We start from the raw sequence: 22,381 nt of genomic DNA, 5'->3' as shown, positions 1-22,381 counted from the left end.
ATAGCGCTCCCTGCTCCTATCAGAACTGGTAAACCAGTCCTACGCCCACCACATCGTCGGTATTGATACCGGCCGCTTTGGTAAAGTCATTATCGTCCAGCAGGTTGATTTTATAATCAACATAGGTCGACATGTTTTTGTTGAAGTAGTAAGTCGCCCCTACGTCGACGTATTTCTTCAGATTTTGTTTGCCCCAGTTCTGGACATCAGTACCACGTGAGTTGATGTACGCCAGAGACGGACGCAGACCGAAATCAAACTGGTACTGCGCCACCAGTTCCCAGTTGTCGGCTTTATCGGCGTATCCGTAAGCGGTGTTCGCCTGGTTGCCGCTGGTGCTGTCGCCAAAGCTGATGGCGTTATAGGCGCGCGTGTACATCGCGGCCAGGTAAATATTGTTGGCGTCGTATTTCAGGCCACCGGTATAGGCTGCAGCTTTATCACCGCGTCCCAGAATGCCTGGCGCATTACCATTTTGGTTATTAGTACGATCGGACTGGAAGGTCGCGGCACCGATGCCGAAGCCCGATCCCAGATCGTACGTGGTGCTCAGGCCCCAGCCGTCGCCGTTCTCACCCAACACATCACGACCGCCTGACGTTTCAGTGGGGTTATCGTTCTTGCCTTGATACTGAACCGCAAAGTTCCAGCCATCGACCAGTCCGAAGAAGCCGTTGTTACGGTAGGTTGCCATGCCGTTACCGCGTTGGAACATAAAGTTATCCGCGCCATAGGTATCGCCACCGAATTCAGGCAGCACGTCTGTCCACGCGCCAATGTCGTAAGCGACACCGTAGTTACGGCCATAGTCGAATGAGCCCGCATCGCCGAATTTTAACCCGGCAAAGCCAACACGGGTATAGCTGTCAGCTGTTCCCTGGGCTTCTGAATTGTTGAGCGCGGCCTGGTATTCCCACTGGCCGTAGCCGCTCAGTTGATCGGTAACCTGGGTTTCACCCTTGAAGCCAAAACGCACATACGACTGATCGCCATTGCTACTGTCGTTGTCCGAGAAATAGTGCAGGCCGTCTACCTTGCCAAATAAATCTAATTTATTGCCGTCTTTATTATAGATTTCAGCCGCATTTGCCGATCCTGCCGCTGCGAGTAAAGCAGGGATCGCCAGGGAGAGAATGTGACGCTTCATTTTATTACCCTCTGTTATGTGCCTTTTATATTTGCCACTGCTGACCGATGATAAATCGGTTGAAGGCCCATTGTTATTTCAACAAGCGTAATAATCCATCGCTAAAATGATACGAAATTTCAGAAAGTGTTTCTTTAACTGTAAAATTTATTTCAGGATATGAATATTACGGAACTAATTAGCCGCACAGAGTGATAAAAAATAAAGCACAAATTGATAATCCCTTACTTAATAATAGTTATTCCTATGATTTTAGTGGGAATATTCCTAAGCACTCAATGATAAAACATCTTTCCCATAATCCCTATAATTACACCCGCTATCATCATTTATTTCTTATCTTCATTCACCCCCGAATGATTTCTTAAATGCTAATTAAGCGCCGGGCATATTGCCCGGCTTTTTTTTGCCTGCTGTTCAGTGTCTGGTCAGCTGTGCGGAAAATAGCACCGCTAAGTGCTGAATTATTCGTCACTTATGCCGCTTCGCCCTCGCCAAATTAACCCTCACCTCTTACGAAGTTTCCCCTGTATTTTATCACGGACCGAAACCAGCTAGGTTACCGGTCCGGTTCCACGCCTTATTAACGTTCACGCATCGATTCTTTGACCTTATTCAACGGCTTAAGCAAATAATCCATGACAGATTTCTGCCCTGTCTTGATCTCTACATTCGCCACCATGCCCGGCACAATGGGAAAGCGTCGTCCGGCCCGGTTTGTCAGCTCCGCTTTTTGTGTGCGGACATAAACACGGTAATAAAACTGATCGCGCTTAACCTCATCCTGCAAGGTATCTGGCGAGACCGTTTCCACCACGCCCGGCAGGTCACCGTAGATGGAAGAGTCATAGGCGGTCACTTTCACCACGGCTGGCAGGCCGGGCCGAATATAGGCGATATCACGAGGATTGATACGGGTTTCGATTAGCAGTTGATCTTCCAGCGGCACGATTTCCATCATCTTACCGCCCGGTTCGAGCACACCACCGACCGTGGTGACCTGGATATCCTTCACGATACCCCGAACGGGTGAAGTGAGCGTGGCACGCGTCAGCAGGTCTTCTTTGCCTGCGGCAACCTGCAGTTGGGCATCCAGTTCCGCATTGTTTTTTACCTGCTCTTCATGGGCACGGACCAGATAATCGTTACGTGCCTCATCAATTTTACCGCGCAGATCGCTGACCTGACGGCGCAGGCGAATGACTTCCACCTGCCCTGCGGCGCCCTTCGCCACCAGCGGTTCCGTTAAACGCAGCTCATCCTGAACCAGCCGTAAAGACTGTTGCAGGTTGCTGATCGTCTCTGTCAGGTTACGGCGACGTGATTCGTACAACTGCTTCTCTCGCGCCACCAGTTGCGGCTCTTTTAGCGTCTCTGCGCTGAAGGTGAGTGGTGTACCAGACAGCTCTGCGCTCAGTCGCTCAGACGAAGCGCGCAGCGTCCTCACCCGTGCCTGCACTTCACCAAAGTTAGACTGAAAACGGGTGGGATCCAGAGTGGCCAGAATCTGGCCTTTTTCGACGATATCGCCCTCATGCACGTTAAGCTGCTTCACGATGCCGCCGTCCAGACTGTCAATTACCTGCGCACGGGTTGACGGCGTCACTTTTCCGGTGCCGACCGTGACTTCATCAAGAATGGCGAAATGCGCCCAGATCAGAAAAAGCACCAGCGCGGCGGTGCACAACCAGATGATGGTGGATGTGCGTCGCTCATGTTTGGCCAAATCTTTGTCTAACATGACGATGCTCATGCTGCACCTCCCTGACCGGCATCCACGGTCGCGCGCCGCAGGATCTGCTCTTTTGTCCCATCCGCAATGATGCGGCCGTTTTCCATCACCACGATACGATCAACCATCTTCAACAGTGCGGGACGGTGCGTGACCAGGATTAACGTTCGTCCACTGATCCAGCTCTGCATCTGGCGGATCACATGATCTTCAAGTTGCTCATCCATCGAGGCGGTGGGTTCATCCAGCAGCACAACCTGTGGCTGGCGCAGAATCATCCGACTGAGCATAATCATCTGGCGCTGTCCGCCCGACAGCCCACGGCCACCTTCATTAATAATGCGATCCAGACTGGCCGCATCCTGCTGAACCAGCGACAACGCACCGCTGATACGCAGCGCCTGCAGCATCTCCTGTTCACTGGCGTGTGGATTCCCCAGCAGCAGATTCTGACGTAACGTGCCGAAGAACAGTCGCGAATCATGAGAAAGCCAGCCGAGCTGACGGCGGAGATCCCTGGGGTCGATTTGCGCCATATCCACGCCATCGACCAGCACTTTCCCCTGCGTGGCCTGTGCCTGACCGGCCAGAATTTTCAGCAGGGTGGATTTACCTGCACCGACCTTGCCCAGAATGGCGATTTTTTCACCGGGCCTGATGGTTAACTGCTGCACATTGAGTACGTTCTTTTCGTTCTCTTCATCATAGGTGTAATGCACGTTGCGCAATTCATAGTGCCCGGTCAGCGTCGGACAGTGGGCCAATGTCGCGGTCTCAGGTTTATCGAGTGGTTTTTTCAGTAGCTCATCCAGCCCTTTCATTGCGGTTTTCGCATGCTGCCAGCGGGAAAAGACCATGGTGAGTTGCATCAGTGGCGCGATGGTGCGCGAGGAAAGCAGGCTACAGGCGACCAGCGTCCCGGTCGTGATTTGTGCGTCCAGCACCAGATAGACCCCAAAGACCAGCATGCCCGCATAGGTCAGCTGCTGTACGGTCGATGCCCAGCCCGTGAGTCTGGCCCCCCACAGGCGTTGCTGATTACCGATTGACGCACTGACCTCATGCGTTTGCTCCCACTGGCGTTGAAAATACGGCTCTGCCTGTAATGCCTTGATGTCTTCAATGCCTTCGATGGTCTCGACCAGCACCGCATTACGCAGTGCCCCTTCACGTAAGCCGGCTTTCGCCAGCCGGGCCATAGGAAACTGTACCAGCAGGCCTGGGATAATAATGAGGGGAATGGCGGCCAGCGGAATCAGGACCAGCCAGCCGCCAATAAACGACATAATAAACAGGAAGAGAATGACAAAAGGTAAATCTGCCGCCGCGCCGACGGTCGTGGAGGTCAGTAACTCGCGCACCTGATCGATCTCGCGCAGTTGCGAGATAAAAGAGCCGGTTGATTTAGGTCGGGATTCGTTACGAATATTCATCGCCCGGGCAAACAGCATGGCAGAGACTTTCAGGTCAATGCGTTTCCCCATCAGATCGGATACCTGCGTGCGCATCAGACGAATCAAATATTCAATGGCGGCGGCAATCAGCACGCCCACAAACAGCACCCACAACGTAGCTTCGGACTGCGCAGGAATGACCCTGTCGTAGACCTGCATGGAAAACAGAATCCCGGCCAGCGCCAGAACATTACTGATGATCGATGCCAGGGAAATCTCAGCAATACGGCGGCCCATGCCCCGAAAGTTTTTCCAGAACCAGTGCGGCTCATAGGGCTGAACAAACTCATCAATGCGGGCATCCCGCCCACGAGCGGCAACGCCAATAACGCCCACATCCCCTTGTGTACGCGAAAGCAGGCCCGCCAGCTCACCTTCGCGAATCACGTCACCGCCTTCGCTGAGCCAGTAACGTGCGCTTCCCTCCCCATCAATGCCTTCCAGCACCGCCACGCTATGGTTTTCCATAACCAGCACGACAGGCGTGATGTCCTGGCGCCAGCGCAGTATGTTGGGGGACACCATGGTCAGGTGCAGGCCGAGCAAACCGCAAAGCCGTTCAAGTTGCTGTTCAGCAGGGAGATGTTCGAACCAGCGCATCTGCTGACGCAGCGTTTTTCCATCGGCAGGCTTGCCGAAACGCGCCGCCACACGCAACATCGCGGCAATCCAGTTTTCCGTCTTCAGGTTTTGTACACTCATTATTCACGCCTTTTAGTGCAGACTGGCTATTGCAGCGAAGGAAGAAGATCGCCACTGTTTTTCTGGCGGTCGATGCCCATGATATCGAGCAGGTTGTCAACGGCGGCCGCATAGCGGACGGTGGCATCCCAGCCGTCGTAGAGGGCGATGATGCGGGAACTGTCGGCCTGAAAGACATCCTGCTCAACGCTGAGCAGATCGTTCAGGCTACGTTTGCTGAGCCGGTATTCGTCGGCGTAAACATTGCGCGTGTGCTCCGCGCTGGCCAGTTGCACTTCCCCCGCCTGCTGGCGTTGCTGGGCGCCAATCATATCGGCGTAAGCCGTGGAGGCGCTTTGATTAATGGCCAGCTTGGCTTGCTGCACCGCCGCCTGTGCGGCCAGACGCTCACCCTCGGCGGCCTGCGTTTTGGCATTGACCAGCCCGCCCTGATAGAGCGGCGCCTCAACCTGGAGCTGCACTTCGTCGTCCCAGTATGAGCGTTGATCGTTTTCATAACGCGTCCGGCCCGCCTGCACTTTGATACTGGGCCAGTGGCCAGACTGGGCCTGCCTTACCCGCTCACGCGCGGCTTCCTGCTTAGACTGCGCGCTGCGCACCGAGGCGCTGTTTTCATAGGCAATACGATCAAGAGTGACCTGCTGCCTGAGCAGCGCCTGAGGAAGTTCAGGCAACGTCGCCGGTACCACGCCGGTCAAGACCGTAAGCTGGGCTTTGGCCGAGCGAAGCTGTGCCAGATACTGTTCACGAGTCGCCTGCATCGCAGCAATGCGGGTTTCCGCCTGCAATACATCGGACTGAGAATTGAGACCGGCATCCGCCCGCATTTTGGCAATTTCGCGAACGTGCTCAAGCGACGCGATGTTTGTCTGGGCCGTTATGGCAAGTGACTGATAGCGTTTGACCTCAAGATAGGCCTGTAACGTATCTTTCGCGGCCTGCGTCATGGCATCGAACAGGCCAAAGCGATATGCCTCTGAAAGGGCATGCTGTTCATCGATGGCACCGTTCGTGCGGCCAAAATCGTACAGGAGCTGACTGAGCATAATGCCGCCAGAGCCGTTGTTGTTCAGACTGCCGGAGGAATCCGTTTGATGTGAGCGCCCCGCTGCGCCCTGAAGCGATATCTGGGGATACCAGGCGCTCTGGGCCGCACTGAGATCCCCTTCCCCTACGTAAATCTGAGCGGCCGCTTCCGAAATCTTCGGATTGCGGGCAAACGCGCGCAGAATCGCCTCACGCAGGGTTAAGGTTGCCACCTGTTCTTCACTGGGCGCGGCACGCCAGTTAAATTCGGCTTCGGGTAAAGGCGCAGCAAGGGCTGCAGGGAGTACCATGCCATTTAAGGCACAACAGATCAGGACCAGACGCGCGTTCTTCATTCTTCATACCAACAGGGCTGTTTATCATCGTTAGAGGATTACCTGGTGATTTGGGGCGTAAAAAACAGCAATGCGACAGCAGAACACGCACTTTATTGTTAATTTAATTTATTTTTTTGAAAGCCTACCGCTAAGCGCGCGTTAATATTAATAGTATAAATTGGCGAGAGGTTCATGATAAAAATCGCCATTTATCAAACATCTCGTCTGAAAGCTGTTTTTTTAGCCAAATTCAATCCCAAAAAGTCATTAGCATAAGTAAACAACCTGCCAGTTAATAAAGTTAAGGAATTACTCTATCCTTTGATGGACGAGGCGTCAGGACAGGGCGTGACGTTATATACCGCTTTATCCCGTGCCAGTCCTCCGCCTGGGGGATGGATGACCGACACGCACTATCGAATGCGGCGCATTAACTGCGGTACGGTCAGTTAAAACGGATTAAAAAAGCGGGTGCTTGCGCACCCGCTGTGTTCTGCGTGTAACCATCAAACTGCACCGTTTAGACGATGGCGACCTGCAGGTTATGCTGGACCAGCACATCACCCAGCGTGTTGTCATTGGCAAGCGCCGAATTATGGTAGACCTCATAGGCCTGGCCATTCAGCATACGCTCACCACTGATTTCCCAAACGCCACCATCGCTATTGACCAGCGTGACCTGACTGCCGTCTGCGCCTTTAATCATCAAATCATCGCTCTGGTTGTCTGTAAGCGTAAGCGCCTCATTCAGATCAAGTTTGACCGAATTGGTGCCACTTTTACCCAGATCGAGAATTTCAATGTTTTCGACTTTCAGGCCAAGCGCAGTCAGATCCAGCGTGATGTGATCACCGCCCAGCACCAGGGTATCGGTACCGGCACCGCCATCAATATGGCTGAAATTCAGATCGTTGACGGTCACGGTATCGGCACCACTGCTGCCGCTTACCGTCGCCCCTTCAATCTGTCTGCCATCTTCCAGCGTAATCACCACCCCACCAATACTGTAAGCCTCCTCCGTTATGGGGGTTTCAGGCACGACAACGGCTTGCTCCGCGACATTCACCGACTCGGTACTGCTGGTCGGCACCACCGTATCGGCTTCCGTGGTCAGTGTAGAGAAGGCATGAAGCGCCGGTGCTGTTTCCTCGCCAGACTGACTGTGATGCTGCGTTTCCAGACTGGCCACCGTAACACTTTCGTCCGACACCGCGAAGGTGGCAAACGACTCCGCCGACAGCGTGGTCGTGGCAGGCAACAATGACCCCAGCAACAGCGTGTTTGTGGTGGTAAAGCTGTTACCGGCTACATCCGTAATGGTCACTTTCGCCAGCGTATTCACTGACAGCAAGAGTCCCCCTACAGAAAGCAGTGACGAGGCAAAATTAGCCGAGTAACGTCCCAGAGCATCGGTAGTCGTATTGATGGTTGGCCCGTTACTGCCGTTCGCCAGCAGCAGCGTCACGCTGACTCTGGAACCCTGGGCTGCGTTCAGCGATCCGCCCTGCACCGTCAAACCCGTCAACAGTGCGGTCACGACGCTGAGCACCGGATCCACCCCGACGACAGGCTGGTTGTGCGACAACGCGGTAAAGGCACTGGTCGTCGTGGTGCTGTTACCGCCGATATCCGTGACGGTGACCGCGACCGAATGGCTGCCGTCCGATATGCCTTTCAGTGTGGCTGACGGTACGCTAACGCTCCAGGTGCCATTTGCGCCTACAGTAGTGGTCAGAATATTACCTGCCACGTTAACGGTCACGCGCCCGCCGACAGCATTACTGCTGGTGCCGCTGATGGTTTCAGCAATATTGGATTCAGAGATGTTCAGATAACCATCACCGCCAAAGTAGCTGTTCACCCCAACGGTCGGCGTACTGCGGCTGGCGACGCCCAGCGAAGCAGACGCGCTGCCGCTGTTGCCGATACCATTGGTGACGCTGGCGGTAACGGTATAGAGTCCGTCCGCAATCGCCGCCAGGTTTGTTGCGGAGATCGGCAGGCTCCAGGTCCCGTTACTGTTTACCGACGTAGTAAAGGTCTGGGTACCGATGGTGATCTGCACCAGCGATCCTTCCGCGTTAGTGGCCGTCCCGCTAATCGTCTGCGTGGTTTTCACATCTGCGACGCTCAGCGCGTTGTCACCAAACAGGGAGGTAATGGTTAACGCCGGCGCACTGTTACTGATGACGCTCAGGTTGCCCGAACCGGACACGGTATTACCGTTAAGGTCGGTCCCTGTCACGGCAACAGTTTTCGCACCATCGCTGATGCTCAGCAGATCGGCCTTCGGTACACTGATCGTCCACCCACCGCCGCTCACCACTTTGGTGGAGTAGGTCACGCCGTTTAACGTGGCGCTGACGGTTGCGCCCGCTGACAGTGACGACGACCCACTGATGGTCTGATTAGTTGAAAGGTCTGCGGCGCTCAGGACACCGTCGCCAAACACCGTATTGACCGTCAGAGTTGGCTGCGTCACGGCCAGCTGCACGCCTGCGCTGGTGGAGGTGGTGTTACCGACCGCATCCGTTACCGATGCACTGACCGTAAAGTTGCCGCCAAGCAATGTCGAAAGAACCGCCGGGCTTAACGAAGCAGAGAACGTGCCATCCGCATTCACCACCGCCGTCGCCGTGGTGTTGCCAATCGCCAGGCGCACGGTGCTGCCCGCCGCCACGCCGGTTGCGGTCCCCGTAATGGTCTGCGTCACGAGCGACTCGGCAATATTAAGCACACCGTCGCCAAACAGCGGGTTCAGCGTCACTTTCGGCAGATTGTTAATGCCTACGGTCGCCGTGGCCGAGCTGCTGCTGGTATTGCCTGCGGCATCGGTGACGCTGACGCCTACAGTGAGCGTGCCGTCGGACAAGCCTTTCAGCAAAGTCGGCGTTAAGCCGAGGCTGAAGTTGCCGCTGGCATCGGTGACGGTCACGAGTTGCTGCCCCGCAATCGTCACAACCACGCGAGATCCGGCTTCCGCCCCGGTTACCGCGCCGCTAATCGTCTGCCCCGCCAGGGCATCAGCTACGTTCAGCAACGTATCCCCAAACAGCGGATTGAGGGTGATGGTTGGTACCACGGTATCGACGCGAATGCCCGCGCTGGTCGAGGCCGTATTCCCGGCAGCATCGGTAACCGTTGCCCCGATGGTGAGGTTGCCCTGCGCCAGCGTGCCGAGGATATCTGGCGTCACCGTTGCGGAGAAGGTGCCGTTCGCTCCCACCACTGCGTTAATCTGCGAGGCGCCTACCGTAAGCGTGACTGTCGAACCTGCTGCGACGTTGTTGACCACGCCGCTGAGCGTCTGACTGGTCGCAATGTCGGCCAGGTTAAGCACACCATCACCGAACAGTGAGGTCAGACTGATAGTCGGCGTCTGGGTGAAAATGCCAATGGTGGTACTGTTGCTGGCCACGTTGCCGACAGCATCAATCACGCTGACGCCCAGTGTCTGGTTACCCGCCGTCAGCGCCGTCAGGTCGGCAGCAGGCAGCGTCAGACTCCAGCTTCCATTGGTGTCCACTGCGGTGGTGTAGGTGCGGGTGCCTAACGTCACCGTCACCTGCGATCCCGCCGCCGCATTTTCGATCGTACCGCCAATCTGTTGGTTGACGGCCGCTTCGGCAATATTCAGCAAGTTGTCGCCACCAAACAGGCCGGTCAGGGTTCCCACAACGGGTACGGCATCGACAATGGCCGTCACGGTTTCCCCCACGGTACGGACGTTGCCCGCAGCATCTGTCAGGGTGACGTCCAGCGCCAGCTGACCATCACTGATCAAACCCAGTACATTCGGTGGAACCACAATGGCCCATTTGCCATCCTGTCCGACCGCGCTGGTCAGCGTTGTGCCACCAATCGTGACCGCGACGGTCGCGCCCACGCCGGCCGATGTGGCCGTGCCGGTAATGGTCTGTGCAATCGTGGTATCGATCGCACTGAGTGTGCCGTCACCAAACACAGAGTCGACCACCAGATTTAACGCCGCGTTCACCACCTTGTTGACGGTGATCGTCGCATCGGTTTGGTTGCCTGCAACATCGCTGACACGAAGACCAAAGACCAGCGGACCATCGTTAAGGCTGGCCAGCACGTCAGGCGTTAAGTCAATGCTCCAGGCGCCGTCAGCACCGATAACCGCCGTAGCGATCGGCGCACCATCACCCACGAACAGGGAAATGGTTTGGCCCTCTTCTGCGCCCGTTGTGCGACCGGTCAGGACCTGACTGGTTGTGATATCGGCTGCATTAATCAGGTTGTCGCCCAGGAAGGCGTCAGTCTGAATCAATGGTGCGGTCGTATCTACAGTCACGGTGCGGTCGACGGAAGTCACGTTGCCCGCAGCATCGCTGAGCTGGGCATTGATGACCGTTTGACCCTCGGCGAGCGCCTGCATATCACTGGCCGGTACGCTGGTTGACCAGGTGCCGTCAGTCTGCACGACGGCGGTGTAGGTTTTGCCGTTGAGCGTCACCGTTACTGCGCGGCCCGCCTCACTGGTGTCCGAGGTACCGCTAATGGTCTGGCGTACCTGAGTTTCGCCGTCGTTAATGACATTGTCACCCGCAAAGTCATTGATAGTGAGTGACGGCGGTGTCAGATCCAACTGCACGGTGCCAGTGGCCGTGACGGTTTCCGAACCATTGGTCGCGTTGACCGTAATGGTGACCGGCCCGTCGGTGGTGCCGAAATCGGCGACGGACAGCGCTCCCGTCGTCCAGTTGCCGTTCGCATCCAGCGTGGTGGCGTAAGGGGTCCCGTTGATGACAATGCTGACCTCGCCGGTAGCACCCAGGTTTTGCGATGTTCCGCTCAGCACGACACCATTTGCCTGATCGACCGTACTGATGATGTTGTCACCCGATACGGTGCCCAGCGTGACCAGCGGTCCCGGCGGTGGCGTCAGATCAACCGGAACTGACAGTTCCTGCGTCACCGGGTTACCGGCCTGATCGCTGACGGTCAGCGTCAGTGTGGTAGTCGGCTGCGTAAAGTCACGCATTTGTTCAGGCGTCAGTGTGAGGCTCCAGCTTCCGTCTGCCCCAACGATGCCCGTGCCCAGCACCGTACCCGCAAGGGAAACGGTCAACGAAGTCCCGATTTCAGCCCCTGTTACTACGCCACTCAGCACCTGCGGCTGAACACTTTCGGCGTAATCCAGTCCGTCATCCCCTGCAAAGGCCACCGTGGTGATCACAGGTGCGGTAGTATCAATGGTCAGCGTCTCTGTAAGGGTGGCACTGTTGCCAGCCGCATCCGTCGCGACCACAGAAAGACTGTAATTTCCGTCGGTATAAGCTTGCAGATCGGCTGTGCTCAGGGCTAATGTCCAGCTGCCATCTGCCTGTACCACCGCATCGAAGCTTGTCCCTCCTAAGGTGACCACAACCGTCTGCCCTTCACCGGGTTCCCCTGTGCTACCGGTCAGGGTGACGCCATTCGCGACATCCGCTGAATTAATAAAACCGTCACTTGCGAGCGGGGCCACGGTTGGCACCGGTGTCGTCAGATCGGCCGTGAAGTTAAACTGGGCAGTACCCGGGTTGCCGGTAGCATCAACGACGTTAACGGTGACGGTATACGGACCGCTCCCTAACGAATTTAACGCATTCGGCGGAATCGTCACGCTCCAGTTGCCATCGTTATCGACCGTACCGGGATAGCTGATGCCGTCCAGATTCACGATAATGCTGACGGCCTGATTTGCGCCGCTGCTGCCCGTCGTTCCCGTCAGCGTGACGCCAGCGGCGGCCTCACTGATGCTCAGCACATTGTCGCCACCAAACTGCGTGGCCGCAAAAGTCGGCACGGGCGCCGTCACCGCGGTCACCACGTTTAATGTGGTGTTGTCAGTGTTCCCCGCACTATCGGCTGCACTCACCGTAATGACATGGCTGCCGTTAGGAATTTGCGCCATCTGATCCGGGGTCAGCGTGAGCGACCAGCTTCCGTCATTCTGCACGACCGCATTCAGCGGTTCGTCATTGTTGAAGCCGCTGATCACCACCGTGACGGTTTGCCCCGCGCCACTGATGCCGGTGGTACCGGTCAGGGTCTGGTCCTGTGTCGCCTCAGTGGCATTCAGCGCACCATCGCCAAACGGCAGATTGAGACTCACATTCGGCAGCGTTTGCACAGCGACAATGATGTTGTCAACGGTGCTGGCCGTATTGCCATTCACGTCGGTGACGGTGATCGTCACCGGCCAGGTCCCATCCGGCAGCGTTTGCAGGACGCTCGCGGGCAGATCCAGTGACCAGGTGCCGTCGCCGTTAATGGCAGCCGCATAGAGCGTCCCGTTGACCGTAACGGTCACGGCGGCGGCGTTATCATTATTCAGATCGCCACTCAGGCTACCGCCAGCCTGCGCCTCGGCCGCGTTAATGCGTCCATCGCCAAACGGCGTATCAAGCGTAGGCGCGACAATCGGTGCGGTTGCCGTCGTGAAATCCTGTGTGGTCGTCACCGAGGTATTGCCTGCCCGATCGGTCGTCACGATACTCAGGGTATGGCTGCCATCGGCCAGCCCCGCCATGACTTCCGGCGTCAGGCTGGCTGTCCAGTTACCCTGGGCGTCAACGGATACCGTCAGCGGTGTGCCGTCCACAGTCACGTTCACGGTTTGCCCGTCGCTCAGTGGTGTGGTGCCGTTAATCAGCTGTACTGACGCAGCTTCACTGGCATTGATGACGTTGTCGCCAAACAGCGTTTCCGCAACCGTTGGCGTCGCTGGTGGCGTCAGTAAGATCTCAACGCCGACGGATGCTTCTGCCGGATTGCCCGCCACATCACTGGCCGTCACCTGCACCTGCGTCACGCCATCGGGTAAACCGCTGAGCGCGTCCGGTGCCAGATTGAGCGTCCAGATACCGTTGGCAGCGACCGTCGTGGTAAAGGCTTGATCCCCAATTGTGACGGTGATTTCGCTGCCTTCGGCCAGATTGGTGGCTGTGCCCGTCAGCGTCAACGCACCCGCAGCCTCTGCCTGACTCAGCAGGCCATCGCCAAACGGGACGTCCAGCGTCAGGACAGGTACGTTTCTGATCGCCACATCCAGCGTCGTGCTGCTGTCGGTCGCGACGTTACCGCTGGGGTCCGTTGCCGTCACAGTGACAGTCTGAACACCATCAGTCAGCGCTTGCAGATCCGCTGCCGGGATGGCCAGCGTCCAGGCACCGTTTCCGTCGGCCAGGGCGGTGTAACTGATTTGATTTAGCGTCACGCTAATCTGTGCGCCAGGCGCACTGTTACCGGTGACCGTCAGATCCTGGAGCGATTCGGCCTGATTCAGCGACGTGCCTGCGCTCAGGGTAATATCGACCAGCGATGGCAGGGTCGTTTCGATGGCGACATTATGGCTGGCCTCCGCAGGATTGCCCGCAGCATCATTCGCCGTCACCACAAAGGCCTGTTCTGTCCCGGACGGCAGATCAGCAAGGGCATCGGCGGGCAAGGTTACGCGCCAGTTGCCGTTGGCATCAATGGTGGTCGGGTACGCAATACCATTAACGGTCAGCGTAACAGGCGTCCCTTCTGCCAGTAGCCTGCTGCTGCCCGTCACCTCCAGCGCCGTTCCGGCTTCGGTTGCGTTGATGATGTCGTCCGCTGCCACTACATCTACGCTAAGCGTTGGCTGCGCCGCCTCGCTGGCGATGACAGTGAGGCTGGCAGTGCTGCTGGCAGGATTGCCCGCCGTATCGCTCGCCACCACCACCACAGACAACGCACCATCTGGCAGCGCGCCAGCATCACCCGCAGGAACGGTCACGTTCCAACTGCCGTCTGCCTGAACGGCACCGGTGTAGCTCTGACCGTTCAGGGTGACAGTCACAACCTGCCCCGCCGTCAGGTTCGTGCTGCCACCGCTGATGGTGAAATCCGCAGCGGCTTCTGCCCGGTTCAGTAAGTTATCGCCGCTGACGGTATCGACTGTCAGCACGGGCAATGACGCGCTGTCGGCGACGCGGGTCAGATTTTGCGTCAGCGTGGTCTGGTTACCCGCCGCATCTGTCAGGGTAATATCCAACGCATACGTGCCATCCGGTAAGCCCTGCATGACGCTGGCAGGAATATTGACCTGCCAGCTTCCATCCTGAAGCACCAGCGTCTGATAAGTCTGGCCTTGTAAGGTCACGGTAACCGTTTGCCCTTCATCAGCCAGCGATGCCGTGCCGGAAACCGGAATGGTCTGCAGCACCTCCACTGCATTGATTTGATTATCTCCGGTAACCGGCGTCAGAGTCAGTTCAGGCGGTGTGAAATCCACGGTGATGTTACTGTCCAGGCTGCCCGTGTTACCCGCCGCGTCAGTCACATTGACGACAATGGGATTGACGCCTTCTGTCAGTGCCTGAAGGACATCACTACCCAGAGTCAGAGACCAGTTACCCTGTGCATCCACTGTCGCGCTGTAATCATTTCCCCCCACGGTCACCGTGACGGTCTGACCTGCGCCAGAAGCGCCGGTGGTGCCGCTGAGTGTCTGGTCAGTCGTGGACTCGATCTGGTTCAGATAGCCGTCTGTGAAAGGTGTAACGATACTGATCGGCAGACTGTTCGTTGATACGGTAATCTCGCGGGTTTCTGTCACGCTGTTTCCGGCCAGATCGCTGACGGTCACGGCCAGTGCATAGCTGCCTGCGGGAATACCTTCCAGTGCGCCAGCGGGCAATGTAAAGCTCCAGTTGCCTTCGGCGTCAACTGCCGTGGTCCATACCTGATTGTTTAAGGCGATCGTTACCACCTGACCTTCCCCGGCATCACTGCTGCCGCTGAGCACAATCGGTCCGGTGCTCTCGGTCGGGTCGACAACATCATCACCTGTCACCGGATCCAGCGTCAGGCCTGGCGGGGTGAGATCCACCTCGACAGTGCCCGCAACGGAACGGCTGTTACCGGCCGCATCCGTGACCGTCACCGTATAGCCGGTGCTGCCCTCAGTCAGAGCGGTAAGCGCATCAGCAGGCAGCGTAACGCGCCAGTTGCCGTTTGCGTCCACGGTTCCGCTGTAGATATTACCGTTAAAGGTGACGTTAACGGTTTGCCCAACGCCACTCACGCCAGTTGTGCCGTTCAGCGCCTGCGCACTGGTGACATCGTCTGCATTAATCACGCCGCCATCAAAAGCATTAATAACGACAGGGTTGGGTACATTGTTAATGGCCACGTTCAGCGTGCCTGAGCTGCTGAGTACGGCCCCCGTGGTATCCGTAGCCGATACGGTCAACGTGGTCGGCCCATCCGTCAGGCTTGCCAGATCGGCAGGTGGGATCACAATGTTCCAGGTTCCGGTGGCTGAAACCGTGCCGGTATACGTGACACCATTGAACACCAGCGTAACCGTGCTGTCGGGCGCGACATTGACCGTGGTTCCGCTAACAATCAGCGGGTCGGTTGCCTCACCGGCATTCAGATAGTTATCGTCGCTCAGGGGAGCCAGCGCGATGCCCGAAGCATTGCTGTTGAGCGTCAGATCCAGACTGCCAGTGGCGGTATTGCCTGCGGCATCACTGACGGCCACGGTGTAACTGGCGCTGCCGTCAGCCAGCGAAGCGAGGACCTCTGCCGGAACAGTCAGTTGCCAGGTGCCATCCCCCAATACTGTGCCGCTGAAAACATCGCTGCCTACAGTGAGGGTGACGGTCTGACCCTGCTCGACATTCGTGGTGGTGCCGGACAGCACCTGACTGACCTGACGCTCTGCGCCATCGACGACATTATCGCCTGCGAAGGGATTCAGGGTTAACGTTGGCAGCGAAGCCGCATCCGCTTTTACCGTCAGGTTACTGGTATTGGTAGAGACGTTACCGGCACTGTCTGTCGCCGTCACCGTTAAGGTATAGCTACCGTCAGACAATCCACTCAACGCAGCATCCGGTACATTCAGCGTCCAGGTGCCATCTGTATTAGCCGTTGTTGTGACGGTTGTACCATTAAACGAGGCGACGATGGTCGCACCGTTTTCACTGGTGCCGGTCAGCACAAGAGGCTGCTGAATTTCCGTGGCGTTGAGTACGCCATCGCCAGAAGGCGTGGCAACCTGCAGCACCGGCGGCACGGTATCCACCTTGACGGAGCCAGAGGCCGTACTGGTGTTGCCGGCAATATCGGTGAGCGTGACGGTATAAGGTACCGTTCCCTGATCCAGCGCAGCGAGGATGCCTGACGGAATGCTCACCTGCCAGTTACCTGCACCATCTACCGTGCCGTTATAGTCAACCCCATTGAAGTTGACGACGACGCCTTGCCCGGCTCCGGTCACACCGCTGTTGCCCGTAATCGTGCCGTTGGCCGTGGCTTCAGCGCCATTCAGCACGCCATCACCAAAGGCGACGCCAGCCGTTGCGATCGGCAGATCGGTAGCAAAGACGTTAATATTCGTTGTATTGGTGGCAAGCGTGTTACCACCGGCATCGGTGATAGTGGTAATGACCGGCAGAGCACCGTTTGGCAGTTCAGCCAGTGAACCGGCAGGCAGCGTCACCGTCCAGTTGCCCTGCGCATCGACCGTGCCGGTATAGCTGGTGCCATTAACACTAACGGTCACCTGACTGCCCGCAGGAATGTTGATTGTGGTGCCACTCAACACGACATCGCTGGCCACATCCTCAACATTGAGGTAGTTATTTGTCCCTACAGGCGACAGCGCAACGCTGCTGCCCGTATTGTCGACCGTAAAGGTCAGCTCCGCACTGCTGGTGTTCCCGACGGCGTTTACGACCTCAACGGTCAGCGACTGCGCACCATTCGGCAAGCCGGACAATGCGGTGGACGGCAGCGTGATTTGCCAGTTACCGTTGGGCTCTACTGTCCCCGTGTAGGTCACGCCATTCAGGGTAACGCTAACCTGTTGTCCCGCCTCAACATTGGTTGTGGTGCCGGTAAGGGTTTGTGGCTGCTGCTGTTCGGCACCATCCAGAATGCCATCGCCAGCAAAACTACCCGAATTAACCGTAATGGTAGGCTGGACTTCTGGTGCCGTCGCGACATTCAGATCGCTGGTGAACGTCGTCTGGCTGCCATTGGCATTCGTCACCGTGACCGTAAACGGATTGCTGCCTGACGGTAATGCAGCGAGATCAGACTGGTCAACTCTCAAAGACCAGCGGCCATTGGAGGCCACCAGCGTCCGGTAAAATCTGCCGTTGAGCGAGAGTGTGACCTGATCGCCATTCTGGCCGGTACCATTCAGGATCAGTGGCTGTGTCAGATCGCTGACGCTTAGCGTGTTATCGCCGCCCACGGGATCAACGCCCAGCACAGGTGACTGAGTATCCACCGTGAGGTTATTTGTCTGGGTAACCACGTTGCCAGCCTGATCAACCACACTGACAACCAGTGGGTTATTCCCCTGCGGTAAGGCAGACAGATCGGTGGCAGGAATCGTCGTACTCCAGCTGCCGTCCGTATTAACCGGAACGTTGTAGGTGTTGCCGCCGAGTTGAATCTGTACCTGTTGTCCGTCACCGGTAATGCCGGTATTCCCGCTCAGTACCTGATCGCTGGCGGCGTCCAGATTATTAAGGACACCATCGCTGATCGCGCCGCTGTCGAGGTTAACAGCAGGCAATGTTGTGGCCTGCAGGATCACGTCAGCTGTGCCGGTCACGAGGTTACCGTTAGCATCCACGGTGCTGACGGTAATCGATTTCAGCCCGTCTGCCACGCCGTCAAAAGCGGCTGCAGGCATCGTGACCGACCATAATCCGTCACCATCTACGGTACCGTTGTAATTGACACCGTTAAAGTTAACCGCAATCTGCTGACCCGGTGTCCCACCAAGGAACGCACCCTTAACGATAACGCCCTGGCTGGCCTCCAGCGCATTAATAAAACCATCTCCGCCCAGCGGTTGGGTAATCGTCAGCGATCCCGGTGTCCCCGCTGCGGGTTCAACGATAATGTCCTGGTTGCCCGTCGCGATGTCTCCGGCATTGTTAGCCACGCTGACGGCAATTGTCGTCGTGCCCGCCGCTAATGCGCCCAGCGCTGCCGACGGCACCGTCACGCTCCAGCTGCCGTCCTGGCCCACCGTGGTGGTATAGGTCTGCCCGCCCAGGGTCACGGTCACGGTCTGGCCCGGCTCCACGTTGACGGTGGTGCCGGACAGAATCTGATCCGTTGCTTTTTCTGCATTATCCAGCACGTTGTCCCCGGCAAAAGGATCGACGGTCACCGTCGGATCGCCGGGCTGTGTTGCCGGTGCCTCCACGGTGATGGTTTCGGCAGTCGTGGCCGCGGTGCCCGCCGCGTTGCTCACCGTCGCCTCAATGGTCGTTGTGCCCGCCGCCAGCGCCTGCAGCGCCGCCGCCGGCACCGTCACGCTCCAGCTGCCGTCCTGACCCACCGTGGCGGTGTAGGTCTGCCCGCCCAGCGTCACGGCCACGGTCTGGCCCGGCTCCACGTTGCTGGTAACGCCTGAAATGAGCTGATCCGACGTTTTTTCGTCGTTATCCAGTACGTTGTCCCCGGCAAAGGGCGCAAGAGCCACCGTCGGATCGCCGGGCTGTGTTGCCGGTGCCTCCACAGTGATGGTTTCGGCAGTCGTGGCCGCGGTGCCCGCCGCGTTGCTCACCGTCGCCTCAATGGTCGTTGTGCCTGCCGCCAGCGCCTGCAGCGCCGCCGCCGGCACCGTCACGCTCCAGCTGCCGTCCTGGCCCACCGTGGCGGTGTAGGTCTGCCCGCCCAGCGTCACGGTCACGGTCTGGCCCGGCTCCACGTTGCTGGTAACGCCTGAAATGAGCTGATCCGACGTTTTTTCGTCGTTATCCAGTACGTTGTCCCCGGCAAAGGGCGCAAGAGCCACCGTCGGATCGCCGGGCTGTGTTGCCGGTGCCTCCACGGTGATGGCCTGGGTCTGGGTGACTGCGGTGCCCGCCGCGTTGCTCACCGTCGCCTCAATGGTCGTTGTGCCCGCCGCCAGCGCCTGCAGCGCCGCCGCCGGCACCGTCACGCTCCAGCTGCCGTCTGTTCCTACCGTGGCGGTGTAGGTCTGTCCGCCCAGGGTCACGGTCACGGTCTGGCCCGGCTCCACGTTGGCGGTGATGCCCGAAACGGTCTGATCCGTGGCCTTCTCCGCGTTGTCCAGAATGTTGTCCCCGGCAAAGGGCGCGAGGGTCACCGTCGGATCGCCCGGCGAGGTCACCGGCGCTTCCACGGTGATGGCCTGGGTCTGGGTGGTCGCGGTGCCCGCCGCGTTGCTCACCGTCGCCTCGATGGTCGCCGTGCCCGCCGCCAGCGCCTGCAGCGCCGCCGCCGGCACCGTCACGCTCCAGCTGCCGTCCTGGCCCACCGTGGCGGTGTAGGTCTGTCCGCCCAGGGTCACGGTCACGGTCTGGCCCGGCTCCACGTTGGCGGTGATGCCCGAAACGGTCTGATCCGTGGCCTTCTCCGCGTTGTCCAGAATGTTGTCCCCGGCAAAGGGCGCGAGGGTCACCGTCGGATCGCCCGGCGAGGTCACCGGCGCCTCCACGGTGATGGTTTCGGTAGTCGTGGCTGCGGTGCCCGCCGCGTTGCTCACCGTCGCCTCGATGGTCGCCGTGCCCGCCGCCAGCGCCTGCAGCGCCGCCGCCGGCACCGTCACGCTCCAGCTGCCGTCCTGGCCCACCGTGGCGGTGTAGGTCTGTCCGCCCAGGGTCACGGTCACGGTCTGGCCCGGCTCCACGTTGGCGGTGATGCCCGAGACGGTCTGATCCGTGGCCTTCTCCGCGTTGTCCAGAATGTTGTCCCCGGCAAAGGGCGCAAGGGTCACCGTCGGATCGCCCGGCGAGGTCACCGGCGCTTCCACGGTGATGGCCTGGGTCTGGGTGGTCGCGGTGCCCGCCGCGTTGCTCACCGTCGCCTCAATGGTCGCCGTGCCCGCCGCCAGCGCCTGCAGCGCCGCCGCCGGCACCGTCACGCTCCAGCTGCCGTCCTGGCCCACCGTGGCGGTGTAGGTCTGTCCGCCCAGGGTCACGGTCACGGTCTGGCCCGGCTCCACGTTGGCGGTGATGCCCGAGACGGTCTGATCCGTGGCCTTCTCCGCGTTGTCCAGAATGTTGTCCCCGGCAAAGGGCGCGAGGGTCACCGTCGGATCGCCCGGCGAGGTCACCGGCGCCTCCACGGTGATGGTTTCGGTAGTCGTGGCTGCGGTGCCCGCCGCGTTGCTCACCGTGACCGCGATGGTCGCCGTGCCCGCCGCCAGCGCCTGCAGCGCCGCCGCCGGCACCGTCACGCTCCAGCTGCCGTCTGTTCCTACCGTGGCGGTGTAGGTCTGTCCGCCTAGGGTCACGGTCACGGTCTGGCCCGGCTCGACGTTGGCGGTGATGCCCGAGACGGTCTGATCCGTGGCCTTCTCCGCGTTGTCCAGAATGTTGTCCCCGGCAAAGGGCGCGAGGGTCACCGTCGGATCGCCCGGCGAGGTCACCGGCGCTTCCACGGTGATGGCCTGGGTCTGGGTGGCTGCGGTGCCCGCCGCGTTGCTCACCGTCGCCTCAATGGTCGTTGTGCCTGCCGCCAGCGCCTGCAGCGCCGCCGCCGGCACCGTCACGCTCCAGCTGCCGTCCTGGCCCACCGTGGCGGTGTAGGTCTGCCCGCCCAGCGTCACGGTCACGGTCTGGCCCGGCTCCACGTTGGCGGTGATGCCCGAGACGGTCTGATCCGTGGCCTTCTCCGCGTTGTCCAGAATGTTGTCCCCGGCAAAGGGCGCAAGGGTCACCGTCGGATCGCCCGGCGAGGTCACCGGCGCCTCCACGGTGATGGTTTCGGTAGTCGTGGCTGCGGTGCCCGCCGCGTTGCTCACCGTGACCGCGATGGTCGCCGTGCCCGCCGCCAGCGCCTGCAGCGCCGCGGACGGCACCGTCACGCTCCAGCTACCGTCTGTTCCTACCGTGGTGGTGTAGGTCTGTCCGCCCAGCGTCACGGTGACGGTCTGGCCTGCCTCCACATTGGTTGTGGTGCCCGAAAGCGTTTGATCTGACGCCTTCTCAGTGTTGTCCAGCACGTTATCCCCGGCGAAAGGGTTGACGGTGAGCGTTGGCGCACCGGGCGTTCCCGGTGCGGCCGGGTTGTCACCACCACCACCTCCTCCGCCCCGACTGGTACCCAGTGCAACGCCCGCCAGACCAAGCAGGCCCACACCGCTGGCGGTCATTAGTCCGGTAGAAATATTGCTGTTATCAGCCAGGAGAAGGGGATCGACACTGTCGAGAGATTCATAGGTGGGCGTCATGGTTGTGGCGGCGTAATCTGTTGCGTCAACCGCCGTGGGGAAAAGCGCATGCTCTGGGGGATTCACACCATCGTCAAACACCAGTTCACTGTGATCGCCGGCAGCATCATCCAGAAAGAAGTTTTTATAGCGAACCGTGCTGCCGTCACGCATCTGAACGATAAGGTCATCACCCTGCCGTTGAAATTGCGTCACCACTTCACGTGTGCCGTTAATACGGACAACGCTGGGTTCACTGAGGGTAATCGTTTGTGCTGAGACGCCATCGACCTGTGAAATGAGCGTACCATTTGCACGGGAAATGATATCCACCCGAGTTTGAGTGATTTCTGCCATCTTGACCTTACTCCACCAGAGAAGCTAATTAACTGAAATGAAACCCATAAAAATAATTTATGGGTAACTTTTCCACGTTTTACTTGCTGCGAATCTGAAAACGTTTCAACCCGGTGCGACAATAGGTAAAAAAATCAAGAACGATGACAAAAAATCTAAGCGAAGCGTAATAATTGTTTAAATTTTAATTAACCCGAACTTACTTTTGGCAACATCATGAAAATAATATTCATCACAGTCAGGGTAAAAATCAATCGTAATATGCAGTTTTATTTATGATTTAACCAAGATAACATTAGCCAAATTTTGGTTTTGTCAGTAAAAAAGTGGCAAAAATGTGCCGCGCATCGCTTTCAGATGTTGCTAAATATTTCTAAAAATGCGCAAAGTTACGGATTAACCTGTTTTTTTTAGGCCTTGACAGGCTGAAGGCAT

At 58.2% G+C, this 22,381-nt stretch carries 5 protein-coding genes; all 5 read right to left on the bottom strand.

Translation table 11 applies throughout. The features are described 5' to 3' along the window. Nucleotides 1-19: 19 nt before the first annotated feature. The 5 genes from ompC to GC087_RS08465 all read right to left on the bottom strand — a co-directional run bounded on the left by ompC (nucleotide 20) and on the right by GC087_RS08465 (nucleotide 21,946). Nucleotides 20-1,147 carry a porin OmpC gene (ompC, locus tag GC087_RS08485; RefSeq protein WP_006119981.1) on the bottom strand — a complete coding sequence of 376 codons (1,128 nt, stop codon included), beginning with the start codon at nucleotides 1,145-1,147 and terminating at the stop codon, nucleotides 20-22. Nucleotides 1,148-1,730: 583 nt separating this feature from the next. After that, nucleotides 1,731-2,900, bottom strand: a complete 1,170-nt coding sequence (locus GC087_RS08480) for a beta-barrel domain-containing protein (protein WP_033740600.1) — start codon at nucleotides 2,898-2,900, stop codon at nucleotides 1,731-1,733. After that, complete coding sequence (locus GC087_RS08475; protein WP_324030283.1) at nucleotides 2,897-5,035, bottom strand: type I secretion system permease/ATPase; 2,139 nt, start codon at nucleotides 5,033-5,035, stop codon at nucleotides 2,897-2,899. The genes GC087_RS08480 and GC087_RS08475 overlap by 4 nt, the downstream gene beginning before the upstream one ends. Nucleotides 5,036-5,061: 26 nt before the next feature. Then, nucleotides 5,062-6,417 carry a TolC family outer membrane protein gene (locus GC087_RS08470; protein ID WP_039338185.1) on the bottom strand — a complete coding sequence of 452 codons (1,356 nt, stop codon included), beginning with the start codon at nucleotides 6,415-6,417 and terminating at the stop codon, nucleotides 5,062-5,064. 502 nt (nucleotides 6,418-6,919) lie between these two features. Then, entirely contained in the window at nucleotides 6,920-21,946 is a 15,027-nt protein-coding gene (locus GC087_RS08465; protein WP_324030281.1) for an Ig-like domain-containing protein, read from the bottom strand. Nucleotides 21,947-22,381: the final 435 nt, after the last annotated feature.

Source organism: Pantoea sp. JZ2, from assembly GCF_035191405.1.
In the GTDB taxonomy this organism is placed as follows: Bacteria; Pseudomonadota; Gammaproteobacteria; order Enterobacterales; family Enterobacteriaceae; genus Pantoea; species Pantoea stewartii.
This window is presented reverse-complemented; position numbering and strand designations above follow the sequence as displayed.